The organism is Solidesulfovibrio fructosivorans JJ] (genome assembly GCF_000179555.1).
GTDB lineage: Bacteria > Desulfobacterota > Desulfovibrionia > Desulfovibrionales > Desulfovibrionaceae > Solidesulfovibrio > Solidesulfovibrio fructosivorans.
In genome coordinates this window covers 116,880-135,188 of record NZ_AECZ01000011.1, presented here as the reverse complement: position 1 = coordinate 135,188, position 18,309 = coordinate 116,880, and the positions used below count along the sequence as shown (strand labels likewise).

The following is an 18,309-nucleotide window of genomic DNA, read 5'->3' as shown; positions in this document are numbered from 1 at the left end:
ATGAGCGTGGCAACCGACATGGAACAGATGGCCGTCCGGGCCAGGGACGCCTCCCGGCTTCTGGCCGGGGCTTCCGGCGCGGCCAAGGACACCTTTCTGGCCGCCCTGGCCGATTTGCTCGCCACCCGCCGCGAGGCGGTCATGGCCGCCAACGCCCGGGACGTGGAGGCGGCCAAGGCCGCCGGCATGGATGCCCCGCGCGTAAATCGCCTGACGTTGACCCCGGCCATCATGGACGCCATGGCCGCCGCCTGCCGCGAGATCATCGCCTTGCCCGATCCGGTGGGCGGCATCGAGGCCATGCGCCCGCGCCCCAATGGCCTCCTTGTCGGGCGCATGCGCGTGCCCCTGGGCGTTATCTGCATGATCTACGAATCCCGGCCCAACGTCACCATCGACGCCGCCATCCTGTGCCTCAAGGCCGGCAACGCCGTGATTTTAAAGGGCGGTTCCGAGGCCCTGGAGTCCAACAAGGCCCTGGCCGCGCTCTTGCGCGAGGCCCTGGCCGCCGCCGGCCTTCCCGCCGACGCCGCCCAGCTCGTGCCCACAAGCGACCGGGCCGCCGTGGCCGCGCTGTGCAAGCTCGACCAATATATCGACGTCATCATCCCGCGCGGCGGGGAAGGGCTCATCCGGGCCGTGGTCGACGCCGCCACCATGCCGGTGCTCAAGCATTTCAAGGGGGTGTGCCACGCCTATGTCGACGCCGAGGCCGATCTGGCCATGGCCGAAAAGGTGATCGTCAACGCCAAGGCCCAGCGGCCCGGGGTGTGCAACGCCCTGGAGTGCCTGCTCGTGCACGCGGACGTCGCCCCGGAATTCTTGCCCCGGGTCGGCTCGGCCCTGCGCCGTGCCGGCGTCACGCTTCGGGCCTGTCCGCGCGCCCTGCCGCTTCTTGGCGAGGGAGCCGCTCCGGCCGCGCCCGAGGATTACGGCCACGAGTTTCACGACCTGATCCTCGCCGTCAAAGTGGTGGATTCCATGGACGAGGCGCTTGCCCACATCCACCGCTACGGCTCCAACCACACCGAGGTCATCCTGACCGAGCACCACGGACGGGCCATGGATTTTCTGCGCCGGGCCGACGCCTCCATGGTCGGGGTCAACTGCTCCACGCGCTTTAACGACGGCGGCGAGTTGGGCCTTGGGGCCGAGATCGGCATCTCCACCTCCAAGCTCCACGCCTACGGCCCCATGGGCCTTGTGGAGCTGACCAGCGCCAAGTTCGTGACGCTCGGCAACGGCCAGGTGCGGGGCTGATTTTTTTCGCCACGCCATGACGCGACCCGTGATCGGCATTTTCGGAGGCACGTTCAATCCCGTGCACATCGGCCACCTGCGCGCCGCCATCGAGGTGGCCGAGGCCTTGTCCCTGGCCGGGGTGGAATTCGTGCCCGCCGCCAGGCCCCCGCACAAGTCCGGCGAGCCCATGCTCGATTTCGAGCTGCGCCTGCTGCTTTGCCGCCTGGCGGTGGAGGCTGTGGACGGTTTTCGCGTCAACGCCATGGAAGCCGACCGGCCCGGGCCGTCCTACACCTGCGACACCCTGGCCGAACTGCGCGAGGCAAGGCCCGGCGAGGAGTTTTGTTTCATCCTCGGCATGGGCGACCTGCTCGGCCTCGCCACCTGGAAACGCGGCCTGCAACTTGGCCGTATGGCGAGCCTGGCCGTGCATGCCCGGGAAGGGCTCGGGCTCGAGGTCTTCACTGTTTTTCTCAAAAGCAACGCCGCCGCCATGGGGGCCGCGCCCACGGACGATCCGGCGGTCTGGGAGCTTCCCGAGGGCCGCCATATCACCTTCGTGCCCGTGGCCAGACTTGACGTATCCGCCTCGGATATACGAGAGCGGTGGCGGCAAAAAAAACGCATCGACGGACTGCTTAGCGAGGCCGTGCTGCGCGAACTCAAACAGCGCGAGGATGCCCTCGAAGCAGCTTGGGCCAGATAAAAAGTCCCCGCGCCATCCCTTGGAACGCCCCCTTGCAAACCAGCATGACTTTTTCCCGCCGTACCGTGGCCTTTCTTTCCTGTTTCCTGTTCGTGGCCCTGCTCGCGCTTCCCACCGTCGACAGGGTCTTCAAGTTCGCGCCCATGACCATCATCGGCGAGGCTGGCGGCGGGAAGCTGACCGAACTCAAACTGGATCCGGGCACCTGGGTGCCGTGGTTCAACAAGCTGCGCCACGGTTATCTGGAGCACCACTACAGCCTGCGCGGGCTGCTCATCACCTGGGAGAGCTACCTCGACACCTTCGTCCTGGCCTCCACCTCGACGTCGTCCCAGGTCGTGGCCGGCAAGGACCACTGGCTGTTTCTGGCCCAGGACGGGGCGCGCAACATCCTGGAGGACGCCCGTTCCCCCTACGGCCTGCCCAAGGAAGCCGTGGCGCTTATTGCCCAGGAGATGGAACGCCGGCGGGAATGGCTGGCGGCCCGGGGCATCAAGTATCTGGTCATCGTGGCTCCGAACAAAAATACCGTCTATCCCGAAAAGCTGCCCGACGCCCTGCGTCCGGTCTTTCAGGACACGCACCTGGATCGCTTCGTTGCCTACGTCAAGGCGCGGACCAAGGTCGACATCGTCAACGTGACCCAGGCGCTCATGGAGGCGAAGAAAAAGGAGCAGGTCTTCTACTCCACGGACAGCCACTGGAACGCCAATGGGGCATTCGCGGCCTATGAGGCGATCGTTCCCCATCTGGTCAAGGATTTCCCGGCCATAACGCCGCTCACCCGCTCCCAGTTTTCCGTTGAGCGCTTCAACTGGCTGCCCGGCGACCTGGCCAACATGATGGGGCTTGGCGGACACCTCAAGGAAGACCGCATCATGTTCGTCAACAAGGACTGGTACAAGGCCCGGGGCGCGACCTATGACGGGCCGATGCCGGCGCCGTATTTCGAGACGCCGCAGTATTCCTATACGGGCGACCCCAAGCTGCCGAACGCCCTCGTGTTTCACGATTCCTTCTGGTGGGAGCTGTTGCCGTTTATGGCCGAGTCCTTCGACAAGGGCCTTTACGTCTGGCTCAAGCCACAGACCGAAACGGAATTCCGTTATTTCGACACGGCTCTTATCGAGAAGGAAAAGCCGGACCTCGTCATCGACGAGTATACCGAGCGCTATATCCTGCCGACCATAAACGGCCACTTCCGCATCAAGAGCGACGCCGTGGCCAAGGCCCCGTGATCGCGGCCGTCGACGCTTTACAAATCGTCCGAAATTCGTAATTGGGGAAAGAAACAGAAGTCATGTCGCGAAGCACCGCGAGGAGCCTTATCCCTTCCATGGAACACGACCACGCCCCGAAGAAAGCCAAGGCCGCCGATACCCTCGATCCCCCCCAACCTCCGTCGCCGCGCGCCGTCCCGCGCGCAGGGGGCGGCCTATGCTGACGCTCATTGTCGCCGTGGCGGCGGCGGTCCTTATTTCCGCCTTTTGCTCCATGAGCGAGGCCGCGCTTTATTCCGTGCCCTGGAGCTGGATCGAGCGCCTGCGCAAGGACGGCCGGGCCTCGGGGGAACTGCTTTTCAACCTCCGCTCCAATGTGGAAAAGCCCATCACGGCCATCCTCACCCTCAACACCATCGCCAACACGGCCGGCGCGGCCGTGGCCGGCGCGGCGGCGGCGGCGGTTTTCGGCCCGGACGAGCTGTGGCTTTTCACCGCCGTTTTCACCGTGGTCATCCTCACCCTCGGCGAGATCCTGCCCAAAACCGTGGGCGTGGCCTACTGCCGTTCGGTTTCGGCGGGCATCGCCACCCCGCTCAAATACCTGATCCTGGGCCTGCTCCCCATCATTTGGGCCGGCGGGCTGCTCGCCGGGCTGGTCGCCGGCCGGCGCAAGGACCCCATGTCCTCGGAAGAGGACCTGCGGGCCGTGGTCAGCCTGACCCGCCGGGAGGGCGTCATCAAGCCCCTTGAGGAGCTTTCCATCAAGAACATCTTGTCGCTTGACCGGAAAACCGCCAGCGACATCATGACCCCGCGCACGGTCGTCTTTTCCCTGCCGGCCCAGATGACCGTGGCCGAGGCCCGGGGCGACCGTCGGGCCGTGTGGCCGCACAGCCGCATTCCGGTCTTCGACGCCGACGACCCGGAAAATATCGTGGGCATCGTCTACCGGCGGGAGGTCCTTGAGGCCTTGGCCAACGACCAGGATGACGTGCGCCTGTCCGACCTCATGAAGCCGGTGCGGTTTGTCCTGGATTCCATGCCCCTTGACCGGGTGCTGGTAAAATTTCTGGAATCGCGTATGCATCTCTTCGTGGTTCTAGACGAATACGGTGGGGTATCCGGGGTGGTCACCCTGGAGGACGTGCTGGAGGAAATCCTCGGCAAGGAAATCGTTGACGAAACCGATCAGGTGGCGGACATGCGGGAGCTGGCCCGCACACGGCGCGAGGAACTTCTGCGCGCCAGGCGCGACCCCAAGGACACGTCCCCCGCATAACGCAGCCCAACGCGGAATTTGCCATGGCGAAAAAAAACAACGTTCCCGTCTACCTCGTGGCCCTGGTCCTTTTTCTGGGTGGCCTCGGCTACCTGCTTTATTCGGGCCTGGGAGAAAATACGTCCTATTTTCTCAACGTCTCCGAGGCGCTGGCCATGAAGCCGACCGACCTGGCCAAGGCCAGGCTTTTCGGCACCGTGGCCGCGAGCGACATACAAAGGCCCCAGGACGCCATGGGCGTGACCTTCACGCTGGTGGACAAGGATCAGGCCGCCAAGACCATCCGGGTGGATTTCAAGGGGGCCGTGCCCGATACCTTCAAGCCCGGCGCGGAAGTCATCGTGGAGGGCGGGGTCAACCCGGCCTCGGGCGATTTTGCCGCCAACACGCTGATGACCAAGTGCCCGTCGAAGTACCAGAAGCAAAACCGCGGTTGACCGGCCGACGTCCGATCGGCCTTAAATCCCGTCGGCGGCACGGCGCAGGCCGCCCCGGAGGTCTCTTTTTCTCCGGCGGCGGCGCGTTGTCCCTCAGTAAGGAGTCTTGATGCACGTTACAGGGTATTTTGCGTTGCTCGTGGCCATGCTGCTGTGTCTGGCCGCGGCGGCGACCGCGCTTTTCGGACTTTGGCGGCGGGACTACTGCCGCCTTGTTTTGCTGGAACGGGGCCATTTGGTCGTTGTCGCCGCCACGGTGCTCGCTTCGGCCATACTGACCATCGCCTTGTGGCAACGCGATTTTTCCTTTGTCTACGTGGCGGAATACACCGACACCCTGTTGCCGCTTTTTTACGCCATCACGGCTTTTTGGGCCGGGCAGGCCGGCTCCATGCTTTTCTGGATGCTGGTGCTGGCGCTTTTCGGGCTGGGATTTTCCCTGGCCCCGTCCTACAAAAAGTTGTCCCCGGCCACCAAGTATGCCTACTGGATGTTTTTTTTCGCCATTGAGGCCTTTTTCCTGCTGCTTTTGACCGGCCCGAGCAATCCGTTTCTCGAGGCCGTGCCGCCGCCGGCCGAGGGCAGGGGGCTTAATCCGCTGCTGCGCAATCCCGGCATGATCTTTCACCCGCCGCTGCTTTTCCTGGGCTACGCCGGCTTTGCCGTGCCGGCCTGTCTGGGCCTTGCCACATGGCTGGTGGGGGAGACGCGCTCCTTTGTCGCCGCCGCCCGCAACACCGCCATCCTGTCCTGGCTCTTTCTCACCGCCGGCATCGTCCTTGGCGGCTGGTGGTCCTACATGGAACTTGGCTGGGGCGGCTACTGGGCCTGGGACCCGGTGGAAAACGCCTCGCTGATTCCCTGGCTCGTGGGCACCGCCTTTCTGCACACCGCCATCGTCGAGCGCCGCACCAAGGCGCTTTCCAAGACCAACGTGGCCCTGGCCGTGGTCACCTTCATCTCCTGCATCCTTGGCACCTACCTCGTGCGCAGCGGCGTGGTGGACTCGCTCCACGCCTTTGGCGAGGGCGGGGTAGGGGACCCGATCCTGCTTTTCATGATTTTCGCCCTGGTGCTTTTGGCCTCGGTGCTGGTCGCCGGCGCGCCCTTTTTCGCCGGCCGGGGCAAGCCGCTGGCCGGGCTGTGGAGCGTGCCGGGACTTCTCGTGGTCCTGGCCTGGCTCATGCTCGCGCTTTCCGCCGTGGTTTTCCTCGGCACCATGTGGCCGGTTATTAGCAAGCTGTGGAGCGCCAATCCGGTCGGCCTCGACGCGGGCTTTTACAACCGCGTGTGCCTGCCGCTTTTCGTCATGGTCACGTTTCTGGTGTCCATCTGTCCGCTTCTGTCCTGGACGGAAGGGGTCCGCGACAAGCTGGGGTTGGCCATCGTTGCCGGCGGCTTTGTCGGCGGCGGGGTGGTGCTTTACGCCTCGGGCGTGCATCTGCCCCTGGCCCTTTTCGGCGGGGCCTGCGCCATCGCCGCCGTGGTCTGTGTGGCTTACGTCTTCATCCGCCAGCGCCACGCCCGGAGCCGGGCCGGGGCGCTCGGGGCCTACTGCGTCCATCTGGGGCTGGCCCTGCTCACGCTTGGCGTGGCCTTTTCCGGACCCTACCAGATCAACCGAGAGGCCGTGCTGACGCCTGGACGCGACCTGCGGATCGGCGCGTTCACCATGACCTACACCGACCTGGAGCGGGAAACCAATCCGGCCATGACCATCGCCCGGGCCGTCATCGACGTGACCAAAAACGGCAAGCCCGTGGGGCGGCTTCTGCCGGAACGGCGCATCTATAAAGGTTTCGACCAGCCCTTTGCCGAGGTGTCGACCATTCCGTCTCTTGGCGACGAGCTTTATGCCACGCTTTTATCCGCCAGCGACCAGAAGGCCGCCAGCATCAAGATCAGCGTCAATCCGTTGGTCAACTGGGTCTGGATCGGCGGCGCGCTCATGAGCCTGGCGCCCTTTTTATGCCTGCGCCGGCCCAAGGAGAAAGCGAAGGAGCGGGGATAACTCATGGCCGGGCCGTTGGTGCGTCTGCGCCGGGTGAGCCGGTTTTTCGGCGAACGGCCGGTGCTGAGGGCCATTGACCTGGACATCGCGCCCCGTGGCGTCACGCTGGTGGTCGGGCCGAACGGCGCGGGCAAATCCACGCTCCTGCGCATCGTGGCCGGGCTCATGCCGCCAAGCGAAGGCGAGGCGCTCTCCGAGTTGTCCCCGGGCGAGATCGGCTACGTCGGCCATAAGACGTTGATCTACCCCAAGCTCACCGCCCGGGCCAACCTGGCCTTTTGGCAGTCCCTGGCCGGGCTTCCCCGCGATCCGGCCGCCGTGGACGCCGCCCTTGCGCGGGTGGGGCTTTCCCGGTTCGCCGACGAGGAAGCCGGCGTTTTTTCGCGCGGCATGTCCCAGCGCCTGAGCCTCGCCCGGGTGTTTCTCACAAGTCCCCGCCTGCTCCTTCTCGACGAGCCGGCCTCGGGTCTCGATCCGTCCTCGGCCGACATGCTTCGCCGGGCCATCCGCGAAACCGCCGACGCCGGCGCGGCCGTGGTCTGGGTCAGCCATTTCGTGGCCGTCGACCTGCCGGCGAGCGACCGGGTCGTGTGCCTGCGGCAAAAGCGCATCGCCTACGACGGCCCGGCCGAAGGCTTCGATCCGGCCGAGCTGGCCGGGGAGGCGGTATGCTGAAGGCCGCCGTCGCCATCGCCAAAAAGGACCTGTCCCTGTCGCTTTCCGGAGCCCAGGGGCTGGTGCAGACCGTGCTTTTGGGCCTGCTCCTCATTTTCATCATGAGCCTGTCGCGCGAGCCGGGTGAGATGTCGCCGCCCCTGGCCGCCGCCGCCGTCTTCTGGCTGGCCACCGCCTTCGGCCAGGTGTTGGTCTTCAATTTCCTGTACAGTCTGGAGGAGGCCGAGGGCGCGCGGCTGGGGCTGCTTCTGGCCCCGTGCCCGGTTCAGGCCGTGTGGCTCGGCAAGGCGGTTGCCGGCTGGGTGTTGCTTTTTTGCTGTCAGATGGTATTCGCCCCCGCAGCGGTGGCCTTCCTGGGCCAGCACGTGGTCGGGTCGCTCCTGACCGGACTTGTCGTGGTGGCTGCCGTGGACTGGGGGCTTTGTGCCCTGGGGTCGCTTCTTGGCGCGCTTGCCGTTGGCCGCTCAGCCCGGGAATCACTGCTGACGGTGATTTTGTTTCCGTTGCTGGTGCCCGTGCTTCTGGCCGGCATCCGTCTGCTTGAAACCGTGATATCCGGCCGGGGCTTCGAGGCGGTTTCCGCCTGGGCCGGGACTGTCGGCGCGTTTGACGCTGTTTTTACCGCCGCCGCCCTGGTCCTTTTCCCGTTTTTGTATACCGGCGAGGAATAACCTGCCCATGATCCGTATCTGCGCCCTTGTCGCCGCCGTCCTGTCCATCCCGGCCCAGTACGCCATCTGGTATTACGCCCCGGTGGAGCGGACCATGGGAGTGGTGCAGAAGATTTTCTACACCCACCTGCCCATGGCTTGGTGGTCGTTTGTGAGTTTTTTCGTCGTGTTCGTGGCCTCCATCCTCTATCTCGCCAAGCGGCGGGCCGCCTATGCCCGGCTGGCCGGCGCGGCCTGCGAGATGGGCGTCCTTTTTTCCGGTCTGGCCCTGGCCACGGGCATGTGTTGGGCGCGGCCCATCTGGAACGTCTGGTGGACCTGGGACCCCAGGCTTACCACCACCCTCGTCATGTGGTTCGTCTACGCCGCCTATTTGCTTCTTCGCTCGTCGGACATCGGCGGCGCGCGCCGGGACGCGGTCCTGGCCGTGCTTGGCATCGTCGCCTTTCTCGACGTGCCGCTCGTTTTCATTTCGGCCCGTTACTGGCGCAGCATCCATCCGGCCGTGTTCGGCCCGCAGGGCGGCGGCATGGAGCCGGAAATGTGGCTGGCCATGGTGGCCAACCTCGTGGCCATGGGCTTTTTGTGGCTGGCCCTGCTTCTGGCCCGGACCAGACAGCTCGCTTCCGGCGCGGCCATAAGCGCCCTGGTGCGCCACGGCGCGACAAGGAACTGAAATGGGAAAGGAAGTTTATCTTTTCGCGGCCAACATCATCGTCTGGGTTGGCCTCGGCTGTTATGTGGCCTTTCTGGCCGGCGCTCAGAAACGGCTGGAACGCCGGCTCAAACGCCTGGAGGTTTTAGGTGACGACGACTGATCGGCCCGGCGGCCCCAACGCCTCGGGCCGTATGGTTCTGGCCTTTCTGGGCTTTGCCCTGGCCATCATATTCGTGGGGTCCTTTCTCTACCGCATGCAGCGCCCGAGCCTGGAAGTGCGCCAGCAGCCGAAAAGCGGCATGGGCGAAGCCATGGGCCAGGCCATGAACGGCCCCATGAAGGAAATCATGGCGCTGATGCAAAAGCTCAAGGAAAACCCCGACGACCCCGAGCTGCAACTGACCATGGCCGAGCGTTTCATGGCCATGGGCGCGTATGATCGGGCCAAGACCTTTTTGGACAAGGTCATGAAGGTCCGCCCCGACGACCCCGAGACCTTGAACGCCTTGGGCGTGGTGCGCTATAATCTGAAGGACGTCGACGGGGCCAAGGCGGCCTTTGAGAACGTTTTGGCCAAGCATCCGAATGACTTCCGGGCCCGGTTCAACCTGGGCCTGCTCTACAAGTACGCGCTCAAGGAGCCGGACAAGGCGGCCGAGGCCTTCAAGGCGGTTCTCGCCGCCCCGGGCGTCGATCCGGACACCCGGGCCACGGCCCGGCGCGAACTGGAGACCAAGGTTTCCAAGTAACACAAAGCGGGCAATCGGCGGCAAGCGTCCCCGTCCGAAAGGCCGGGGACGGGATGAAGGAGACGGCATGCGGGCGGGAACCATCCAGCGGACTTTCGGGGAGCGCGTGGCCGCGATCGCCGTAAGAAACGCCGGAATCCGGACATCCCGGACGCTGCCGGCCGGCATGCTCCCTGGCCATCCTGCCGCGTTGCCCGCCCGGCGCGCGAATCCCTCCTCGCCGTATTCGTGGCGCGTATTCCCCGGACCGGGCCGCTTCGGTCCGGATTTTTTAGCTCCTCGGGGAACGATCCCCGGCCGGCCTTCGTCAGCGTGTGGTGGGGCGGCGCATATGCTGCGGCCCCGAAGTGGGTGCGCTGAACGACACATTGCTTTTTATGACGATTTGGTGAATGTTGCCGGATGCCGTATAAGACCCGGAAGGCCCGGCCTGCCTTCCGTGCACGGGCGTAAAGGGGTTTGGCTGGACGTCAACCGCAACCGGAGGGAGCAGCAATGTTTGGCAGGAATGTGAAACGGATGGCGGTATTCATGGCCGCCTTGGGCCTGGCTCTGGGCGTCTCGGCGGGCAGCGCTGGCGCCGCTGATACCATCAAGATCGCTGTGCCGTCGCCCTATACCGGCAGCGCCGCCGGATTTGGCGAAAATGTCAAGGCCGGCGTGGCCATGAAAATCGACGAAGTCAACGCCGCCGGCGGGGTGAACGGCAAGAAGATCGAAGCCGTCTACCTCGACGAGCAGTGTGAGCCCCGCGAGGCCGCCACGGTTTCTTCCTCCATCGTCAACGATCCCGAGATCGTCGGCATCGTCGGCCATCTCTGCTCCTCGGCCCACCTGGCCGCGCTGCCCACCTATGTGCGCGAGGGCATCGCCGCCATCTCCCCCACGGCCACCAATATTTCCATCAGCGACAAGAACAAGGACGAGCAGGGCAAGGTCTGGTCGTTTCGCAACGTGTACCGCGACGACTTCCAGGGCAAGTTCCTGGCCGACTACATCGACAAGGTCATGGGGCTGAAAAAGGTCGCCGTCTTCTATGAAAACAACGACTACGGCATCGGCCTCAAGGACGCCTTCGTCAAAGAGGCCAAGAAGCTCGGCCTGAACGTCGTCGGCGAAGAGGCCTACAAAAAGGGCGACCAGGACTTCACGCCGCAGCTGACCAAGCTCAAGGGCGGCGCGCCCCAGGCCATGTTCATCGCCGGCTACTATCCCGAAGGCGCGCTCATTGCCGACCAAGCCAAAAAGATCGGGCTTAACGTGCCCAAGTTCGGGGCCGACGGCTTCGACAATGCCGACTACATCAAGCTCGGCGGCGCGGCGGCCGACGACACCTACCTGACCGCTCCCTTCCTGGCCGACACCGCCGGACCGGACGCCAAGAAGTTCATCGACGCCTTCAAGGCCAAGTACAAGCGCGAAGTTGACTGGATGAGCGCCAACGCCTATGACGCGGCGGGAATGATGATCCAGGCCATTTCCAAGGTCGGCCCCGACCGGGCCAAGATCCGCGCCTACCTGGCCGGCATGAACACCCCGGAAAAGGGGTACAAGGGCGTCACCGGCGTCAACTACTTCGACGCCAACGGCGACTGCCAGAAGCCCGCCTTCGTCAAGATGGTCAAGGGCGGCAAGTTTGTACCCGCTCCTAAGCAGATGAACTAGGCGGGGCAACGAAAAAGATGACGGATCGCGGACAGGCTGGAGCACATCCAGCCTGTTCGCGTTACGGCCCGGCCCTTTAACCGCAAGATGCGTTTCGGAGCGGACGTTGTTTGAACAGCAGCTCGTCAACGGGTTCACCCTGGGCCTGATCTACGCGCTGATCGCCGTGGGCTATACCATGGTCTACGGCGTCATTGAGCTGATCAATTTCGCCCACGGCGAAATCTACATGCTCGGGGCTTTCCTGACCTTGTCGTTTCTTTCCATGGGCATGCCGCTCGCCCTGGCCGTGGTCCTGGCCATGCTGGCCGTGGCCGCCATCGGCGTCCTGCTCGATGTCGTCGCCTACAGGCCTCTTCGCGAGGCCCCGAGGCTCGCGGCGCTCATCACCGCCATCGGCATGTCCATCTTTCTGCAAAATTTGGCCATGATCATCTGGGGCAGCCGGCCGCTGCCGTTTCCCCGGCAGGCGCTGCCGGCCTTTTTCAATGAGCCGGCCTTCCATTTCTCCGACGTGACCATCTCCTGGATGCAGGTCATCATCTACGTCGTGGCCTTGCTCCTCATGGTCGCCCTCAACCTTATCATCACCAAGACCCGCATCGGCACGGCCATGCGGGCCCTGGCCCAGAACCGCACCGCGGCGGCGCTCATGGGCATCAACGTCAACCGGGTCATCTCCTTCACCTTCGCCCTCGGTTCGGGCATGGGCGCGGTGGCCGGCGTCATGGTGTCCATGTATTACAACACCATGTACCCGACCATGGGCTACCTGGCCGGCGTCAAGGCCTTCGCGGCGGCGGTGCTCGGCGGCATCGGCTCGGTGCCCGGGGCCATGCTCGGCGGCGTGGTGCTCGGCATCGCCGAGACCCTCGGCGCGGGCTACATCTCCTCTCCCTACCGCGACGGCGTGGCCTACGCGGTCATGATCCTGGTCATCATCTTCCGGCCCTCGGGATTCCTTGGCCGGTCCATGGTGGAAAAGGCCTGACAACCCGGACGGCCGGGTCGCCGGCCGGACCGAAACGACCGGAATATCCCATGCGTGGCGCCTTAAACACACTCAAGTACGTGATCGCGGCGGCGGCCCTGGCCTATCCGCTCATGCCCTTTCGCGACGTGTACGTCCTGCACGTGCTCGTCCTCATCATGGTCTATATGGTCCTGGCCATGGGGCTCAACATCCTGCCCGGCTTCTGCGGCCTGCTCGACCTCGGCTTCGTGGGCTTCTACGGCATCGGGGCCTACACCGCCGGCCTGCTCACCATCCACTACAACATGTCGTTTTGGCTGATCGTGCCTCTGGCGGCGCTCAATGGCGCTTTCTTCGGGATCATGCTCGGCGTGCCCACGTTGCGCCTCGTCGGCGACTACTTCGCCATCGTCACTTTCGGCTTTTCCGAACTGGTGGTCCTTTTCCTCACCAACGAGATCTGGCTCACGCGTGGCCCCCTCGGCGTTCCCGGCATCGCGCCGGTGGACATCAACTTCACCTGGCTGGCCTCGCTCCTCGGCGTCGACGGCCGGTGGCGCTACGCCTTCCGGGGCGAGGTGCCGTACTATTACCTCGGCATCGTCATGGTGCTTTTCGTCTACCTCGTCATGCGCCGACTGGAGGATTCGCGCCTGGGGCGGGCCTGGCTGGCCATCCGTGAGGATTCCATGGCCGCCGCCTCCTGCGGTGTGAACCTGCTTGTCTACAAGGTCATCGCCTTTGCCGTCTCGGCCGGCATCGGGGCCATGGCCGGCTCTTTTTTCGCCCGCTGGACGCTTTTCATCTCACCGGACATGTTCAAGTTCTGGGAGTCCTTTCTGGTGTTGTGCATGGTGGTCCTCGGCGGGCTCGGCAACATCAACGGGGCTCTGGTGGGCGCGATTATCCTCATCGCGCTCGGCGAGGTGCTGCGGGTCGTTCTGCCCAAGCTCGGGCTGCCCGCCGAGACCCGGTTTCTGGCTTATGGCCTCATCATGGTGCTGATCATGCGTTACCGCCCGGGCGGCATTTTCACCCAGGTGGCCGAGTCGACCATGCAAAGCGGACTGATCAAGGAATTGCGGGCAAAGCTTGCCGCGCGGCGGACGGCGTAATATGGATGCGATCTTGAAAGTGGACGGCGTAAGCAAGCGCTTCGGCGGGCTCATGGCCCTCTCCGACGTCTCCTTTTCCGTGGAGCGGGGGGCGATCCTGGGGCTTATCGGCCCCAACGGCGCGGGCAAGACCACCATGTTCAACTGCGTGGCCGGCATCTACAAGCCGACCGAAGGCCGGATCCTCTTTAGCGGCGCGGGCGCCGAACGTGATGTGGCCGGCAGCAAGCCCGAGCGCATGACCACGCTTGGCGTGGCCCGGACGTTTCAGAACATCCGCCTTTTCTCCTCGCTCACCGTGCTCGACAACGTGCGCATCGGCCGCCATTGCCGCACCAGGGCGAACTTCTTCGGCGCGGTCCTGCGCACGAAGTCTCAGCGGGCCGAGGAACGGGCCATTGTCGATGCCGCCATGGAATGCCTGGATTTCGTCGGCCTTGGCGAGCAGGCCCTGACCCCGGCCTCAAGCCTTTCCTACGGCGACCAGCGCCGTCTGGAGATCGCCCGGGCGCTGGCCACGGGCCCCAGGCTCCTGCTCCTCGACGAGCCGGCCGCCGGCATGAACCCCAAGGAAACCGATTCCCTGGTCGACCTCATCCACGCCATCCTGGCCCGGGACGTCACGGTCATCCTCATCGAGCACGACATGAAGCTCGTCATGCGCATCTGCAAGCATCTCGTGGTCCTTGACCACGGCATCAAAATCGCCGACGGCTCCCCCCAGGACGTCCGGTCCAACCCGGACGTCATCGAGGCCTATCTCGGCAAGGGGGCGGTCCATGCTTGAGATTGCGGACATCCACACTTTCTACGGCAACATCCAGGCGCTGCGCGGGGTGTCGCTTCGCATCGAGGCCGGCGAGATCGTCACGCTGATCGGCGCCAACGGCGCGGGCAAGACCACGACGCTCATGAGCATCTCCGGCGTCACGCCGCCAAGGCGCGGCAAGGTGACCTTTCTCGGCCAGGAGACCACGCGGTTTTCCACCGAGCGCATCGTGTCCCTCGGCATCACCCAGGTGCCCGAGGGGCGCATGATCTTCCCCCGGCTCACGGTCAAGGAGAACCTGCTCATGGGCGGGTACCTGCGCCGGGACAAGGCCGAACTGCGCGCCGACGAGGAAAAGGTCTACGACCTCTTTCCGGTGCTCAAGGAACGGCGCGCCCAGATGGGGGGCACGCTTTCCGGCGGCGAACAGCAGATGCTGGCCATCGGCCGGGCGCTTCTGGCCCGGCCCAAGCTTCTTTTGCTCGACGAGCCCTCCCTGGGGCTCGCGCCATTGGTGGTTGAAAATATTTTCGAGATCATCCAGCAGATAAATAGGGATGGCGTCACGGTCCTGCTTGTGGAACAAAACGCCCAGATGGCCCTGCAGATAGCCCACCGGGGCTACGTCCTCGAAACGGGGCGTTTGACCCTGGAGGGTCCGGCCCGGGATTTGTTAAACGATCCCAAGGTGCGCTCGGCCTATCTCGGTCTGGACTAGACGCGCCCGACAACCAGGAGAATTCCCCTATGGAAAAGATCATCGAGACCGGGCTCACGTTCGACGACGTGCTTTTATTGCCGAGCTACTCGGACGTCCTGCCGGACACGGCCGATGTCTCGTCGTGGCTGACGCCCGAGATCAAGCTCAACATCCCCCTCGTCAGCGCCGCCATGGACACCGTCACCGAATCGCGCATGGCCATTTCCCTGGCCCGTTGCGGCGGGGTGGGCGTGGTGCACAAGAACATGACCATCGCCGAGCAGAAGCTCGAGGTGGAGAAGGTCAAGAAGTCCGAGTCCGGCATGATCATCTCCCCCATCACCGTGCCGCCCGACATGACCGTGGAGCAGGCGCTGGTGGTCATGAGCGAGTACAGCATCTCCGGCCTGCCGGTCGTCGACGGCGACAGGCTGGTCGGCATCGTCACCAACCGCGACGTGCGCTTCGTCAAGGACTCCGTGACCAAGGTCGGCGACGTGATGACCAAGGAGAACCTTAAGACCGTGCCCGTGGGCACCACCCTTGAGGAAGCCAAGGCCCATCTGCACGCCAACCGCATCGAAAAACTGCTGGTGGTCGACTCGAACAACAAACTGCGCGGCCTGATCACCATCAAGGACATCGAGAAGATCCGCAAATACCCCAATTCCTGCAAGGACGAACACGGCCGCCTGCGCGTGGGCGCGGCCATCGGCGTCGGCTCCGACCGCGACGAGCGGGCCGCCGCGCTGCTCGAGTCCGGAGCCGATTTCCTCGTCCTCGATTCCGCCCACGGCCATTCCAAGAACATCCTCGACGCCATCCGGGCCATCAAGGGCGACCATCCGGGCTGCCAGCTCATCGCCGGCAACGTCGGCACCTACGCCGGGGCCAAGGCGCTCATCGAGGCCGGGGCCGACGCGGTGAAAGTCGGCATCGGACCGGGCTCGATCTGCACCACCCGCGTGGTGGCTGGCGTCGGCGTGCCCCAGGTCACGGCCATCATGGAGGCCTCGCGGGCCTGCCGCGAGACCGGCAAAAGGCTGGTGGCCGACGGCGGCGTCAAGTTCTCCGGCGACATCGTCAAGGCCCTGGCCGCCGGCGGCGACACGGTCATGATGGGCGGGCTTTTCGCCGGCACCGAGGAGAGCCCCGGCGAAACCGTGCTCTACCAGGGCCGCACCTACAAGATCTATCGCGGCATGGGCTCCATCGACGCCATGCGCGATGGCAGCTCCGACCGCTACTTCCAGGAGAAGTCCAAAAAGCTCGTGCCCGAGGGCATCGTCGGCCGGGTGCCGTTTAAGGGCCCTGTCACCGAGAGCATCTACCAGCTCGTCGGCGGCCTGCGCTCCGGCATGGGCTATTGCGGCTGCGCCACTATCGAGGATTTGCAGCAAAAGGCGCAATTCGTGCGCATCTCGCCGGCGGGCCTGCGCGAAAGCCATGTCCACGACGTCATCATCACCAAGGAAGCCCCCAACTACCGCGTGGAGACCTACTAAATGGCAGCACCCGACAAGGTCGTCATTCTGGACTTCGGGTCCCAGTACACCCAGCTGATCGCCCGTCGCGTGCGCGAAGCCGGCGTGTATTCGGAAATTCATCCCTGCACCGTAACCGCCAAAGACGTGGCGGCCATGGCCCCGTCGGCCGTCATTCTCTCCGGCGGTCCGTCGAGCGTCACCGACGCCGACGCCCCGCCCTTCGATCCGGCCGTCTTCGACCTGAACCTGCCGACCCTTTGCATCTGCTACGGCATGCAGCTCCTTGCCCATAGCCAGCCGGGCGGGTCGGTGGCCGCCTCCACCGACCGCGAGTACGGCCGGGCCGAGCTTTCCGTCCTGGCCGACGTGCCGCTTTTCGCCGGCCTCGACGCCAAGGCCGGGCACACGGTCTGGATGTCCCACGGCGACAAGGTGATCGCGCCGCCGGACGGCTTCGTCGTGGCCGGGCGCACCAAGAACGTGGAGATCGCCGCCTTGGCCAATGTGGAGCGGCGCATGTACGCCCTGCAGTTCCACCCCGAGGTGGCCCACACCGACGACGGCGAACGCATCCTGCACAACTTCCTTTTCACCATCGCCGGCCTGACCCCGGGCTGGACCATGGCGTCCTTCGTGGAAACGGAGCTTGCGGCGCTCAAGAAGCAGGTCGGCGACGACGAGGTCGTGTGCGCCCTTTCCGGCGGAGTGGACTCCACCGTGGTCGCGGTCATGCTGCACAAGGCCATCGGCAAAAAGCTCCACTGCATCTTCGTGGACAACGGCCTGTTGCGCCTGGGCGAGGGCGAGGAGGTGGCCGCCTACCTGCGCGAGCACTTCGATCTCAACCTCTATTACATCAAGGCTTCCAAGCTCTTCCTCGACCGGTTGGCCGGCGTGACCGACCCCGAGAAAAAGCGCAAGATCATCGGCACCACCTTCATCGAGGTGTTCGAGGCCGAGGCGGCCAAGCTTCCCAAGGCCAAATACCTGGCCCAGGGCACGCTGTATCCGGACGTCATCGAGTCCGAATCCTTCCGGGGCCCTTCGGCGGTCATCAAAAGCCACCACAATGTGGGCGGGCTGCCCGAGCACATGAAGCTCCAGTTGATCGAACCCTTGCGCGAGCTCTTCAAGGACGAGGTGCGCAAGGTGGCGGCGGAGATCGGCCTTCCCGACTTCATCATCTGGCGCCATCCCTTTCCCGGCCCCGGCCTCGCCATCCGCATCATTGGTGAGGTGACCGAGGAACGGCTTGAGATTTTGCGCCGAACGGATAAGATCGTGCAAGGCGAACTCGCCGCCTCGGGCTGGTACCGCAAGGTCTGGCAGGGATTCGCCGTTTTGCTCCCGCTCAAAACCGTCGGGGTCATGGGCGACGGGCGCACCTATGAAAACGTGGCCGCCATCCGGGTTGTGGACAGCCTCGACGCCATGACGGCGGACTGGACCCGGTTGCCTTCGGAGCTTTTGGCCTCCATGTCCAATCGGATCATCAACGAGGTCAAGGGCGTCAATCGCGTGGTCTTCGACGTGTCGTCCAAGCCGCCAAGCACCATCGAGTGGGAATAACCGTCGAGAACCGCAATCCCGTCGGCCCGGGCCGGCGAAAAGAGTGACTTTATGTTCGGCATCGGTTCCACGGAACTTGTGGTCATCCTGATCGTGGCCCTTATCGTTATCGGTCCTTCCAAGCTGCCCGACCTCATGCGCACGCTCGGCAAGGGCATGGCCGAGTTCCGACGTATGAGCAGTGACGTCAAATCCACCTTTGAGGCCGAAGTGGACCGGGCCGAGCGCGAGCAGCGGCAGTCCGAGGCCCGCAAGGAGCTGGAGAAGCCGGCCGCGGAAGCGGCCGAAACGACCGCCGCCGAGGCCAAGTCGGCCGAACCCGCGGCGAAGCAGGCCGAGGCCCAGGCCCCGGGCAAGGAGGCTCCGACCGCTTAGGCGGC

General features: G+C 64.7%; 19 protein-coding genes. All 19 read left to right on the top strand.

Features of this window, described 5'->3' with window-relative positions; all coding sequences use genetic code 11:
- The 19 genes from DESFRDRAFT_RS09965 (at position 1) to tatB (ending at position 18,304) form a co-directional block, all read left to right on the top strand.
- Entirely contained in the window at positions 1–1,260 is a 1,260-nt protein-coding gene (locus tag DESFRDRAFT_RS09965) for a glutamate-5-semialdehyde dehydrogenase (RefSeq protein WP_005993533.1), read from the top strand.
- Positions 1,261–1,276: 16 nt separating this feature from the next.
- Positions 1,277–1,948 carry a nicotinate (nicotinamide) nucleotide adenylyltransferase gene (gene nadD, locus DESFRDRAFT_RS09960; protein WP_005993530.1) on the top strand — a complete coding sequence of 224 codons (672 nt, stop codon included), beginning with the start codon at positions 1,277–1,279 and terminating at the stop codon, positions 1,946–1,948.
- A 32-nt stretch (positions 1,949–1,980) separates the two neighbouring features.
- Complete coding sequence (locus tag DESFRDRAFT_RS09955; protein WP_043794437.1) at positions 1,981–3,186, top strand: alginate O-acetyltransferase AlgX-related protein; 1,206 nt, start codon at positions 1,981–1,983, stop codon at positions 3,184–3,186.
- A 199-nt stretch (positions 3,187–3,385) separates the two neighbouring features.
- Complete coding sequence (locus DESFRDRAFT_RS09950; RefSeq protein WP_005993527.1) at positions 3,386–4,450, top strand: hemolysin family protein; 1,065 nt, start codon at positions 3,386–3,388, stop codon at positions 4,448–4,450.
- Between the two features lie 23 nt (positions 4,451–4,473).
- Positions 4,474–4,887, top strand: coding sequence for a cytochrome c maturation protein CcmE (locus tag DESFRDRAFT_RS09945; protein WP_005993525.1), 414 nt, complete (start codon positions 4,474–4,476; stop codon positions 4,885–4,887).
- Positions 4,888–4,996: 109 nt separating this feature from the next.
- The gene (locus DESFRDRAFT_RS09940) at positions 4,997–6,898 is read left to right on the top strand and encodes a heme lyase CcmF/NrfE family subunit (RefSeq protein WP_005993524.1); all 1,902 of its coding nucleotides are present in this window, start codon (positions 4,997–4,999) and stop codon (positions 6,896–6,898) included.
- Positions 6,899–6,901: 3 nt separating this feature from the next.
- Positions 6,902–7,573: an ABC transporter ATP-binding protein gene (locus DESFRDRAFT_RS09935; protein ID WP_005993522.1), complete on the top strand. Its 672-nt coding sequence runs from the start codon at positions 6,902–6,904 to the stop codon at positions 7,571–7,573.
- Entirely contained in the window at positions 7,567–8,244 is a 678-nt protein-coding gene (locus DESFRDRAFT_RS09930; protein WP_005993520.1) for a heme exporter protein CcmB, read from the top strand. The genes DESFRDRAFT_RS09935 and DESFRDRAFT_RS09930 overlap by 7 nt, the downstream gene beginning before the upstream one ends.
- 7 nt (positions 8,245–8,251) lie before the next feature.
- Complete coding sequence (ccsA, locus tag DESFRDRAFT_RS09925) at positions 8,252–8,920, top strand: cytochrome c biogenesis protein CcsA (protein WP_005993518.1); 669 nt, start codon at positions 8,252–8,254, stop codon at positions 8,918–8,920.
- 1 nt (position 8,921) lies between these two features.
- The gene (locus DESFRDRAFT_RS21270; protein ID WP_005993516.1) at positions 8,922–9,062 is read left to right on the top strand and encodes a CcmD family protein; all 141 of its coding nucleotides are present in this window, start codon (positions 8,922–8,924) and stop codon (positions 9,060–9,062) included.
- Positions 9,049–9,651: a tetratricopeptide repeat protein gene (locus tag DESFRDRAFT_RS09920; RefSeq protein ID WP_005993514.1), complete on the top strand. Its 603-nt coding sequence runs from the start codon at positions 9,049–9,051 to the stop codon at positions 9,649–9,651. The genes DESFRDRAFT_RS21270 and DESFRDRAFT_RS09920 overlap by 14 nt, the downstream gene beginning before the upstream one ends.
- Positions 9,652–10,146: 495 nt before the next feature.
- Complete coding sequence (locus tag DESFRDRAFT_RS09915) at positions 10,147–11,316, top strand: ABC transporter substrate-binding protein (protein WP_005993512.1); 1,170 nt, start codon at positions 10,147–10,149, stop codon at positions 11,314–11,316.
- Between the two features lie 106 nt (positions 11,317–11,422).
- The gene (locus DESFRDRAFT_RS09910) at positions 11,423–12,307 is read left to right on the top strand and encodes a branched-chain amino acid ABC transporter permease (protein WP_005993510.1); all 885 of its coding nucleotides are present in this window, start codon (positions 11,423–11,425) and stop codon (positions 12,305–12,307) included.
- Between the two features lie 50 nt (positions 12,308–12,357).
- The gene (locus DESFRDRAFT_RS09905) at positions 12,358–13,404 is read left to right on the top strand and encodes a branched-chain amino acid ABC transporter permease (RefSeq protein WP_005993507.1); all 1,047 of its coding nucleotides are present in this window, start codon (positions 12,358–12,360) and stop codon (positions 13,402–13,404) included.
- A 1-nt stretch (position 13,405) separates the two neighbouring features.
- Positions 13,406–14,191 (top strand): ABC transporter ATP-binding protein, encoded by a 786-nt coding sequence (locus tag DESFRDRAFT_RS09900; RefSeq protein ID WP_005993505.1) that lies wholly within the window; start codon positions 13,406–13,408, stop codon positions 14,189–14,191.
- On the top strand, positions 14,184–14,891 hold the full coding sequence (locus tag DESFRDRAFT_RS09895; protein WP_005993504.1) for an ABC transporter ATP-binding protein: 708 nt from the start codon (positions 14,184–14,186) through the stop codon (positions 14,889–14,891). The genes DESFRDRAFT_RS09900 and DESFRDRAFT_RS09895 overlap by 8 nt, the downstream gene beginning before the upstream one ends.
- A gap of 29 nt (positions 14,892–14,920) precedes the next feature.
- Positions 14,921–16,378, top strand: coding sequence for an IMP dehydrogenase (gene guaB, locus DESFRDRAFT_RS09890; RefSeq protein ID WP_005993502.1), 1,458 nt, complete (start codon positions 14,921–14,923; stop codon positions 16,376–16,378).
- Positions 16,379–17,929 (top strand): glutamine-hydrolyzing GMP synthase, encoded by a 1,551-nt coding sequence (gene guaA, locus DESFRDRAFT_RS09885; protein ID WP_005993500.1) that lies wholly within the window; start codon positions 16,379–16,381, stop codon positions 17,927–17,929.
- Positions 17,930–17,980: 51 nt separating this feature from the next.
- Positions 17,981–18,304 carry a Sec-independent protein translocase protein TatB gene (gene tatB / locus DESFRDRAFT_RS09880; protein ID WP_005993498.1) on the top strand — a complete coding sequence of 108 codons (324 nt, stop codon included), beginning with the start codon at positions 17,981–17,983 and terminating at the stop codon, positions 18,302–18,304.
- Positions 18,305–18,309: the final 5 nt, after the last annotated feature.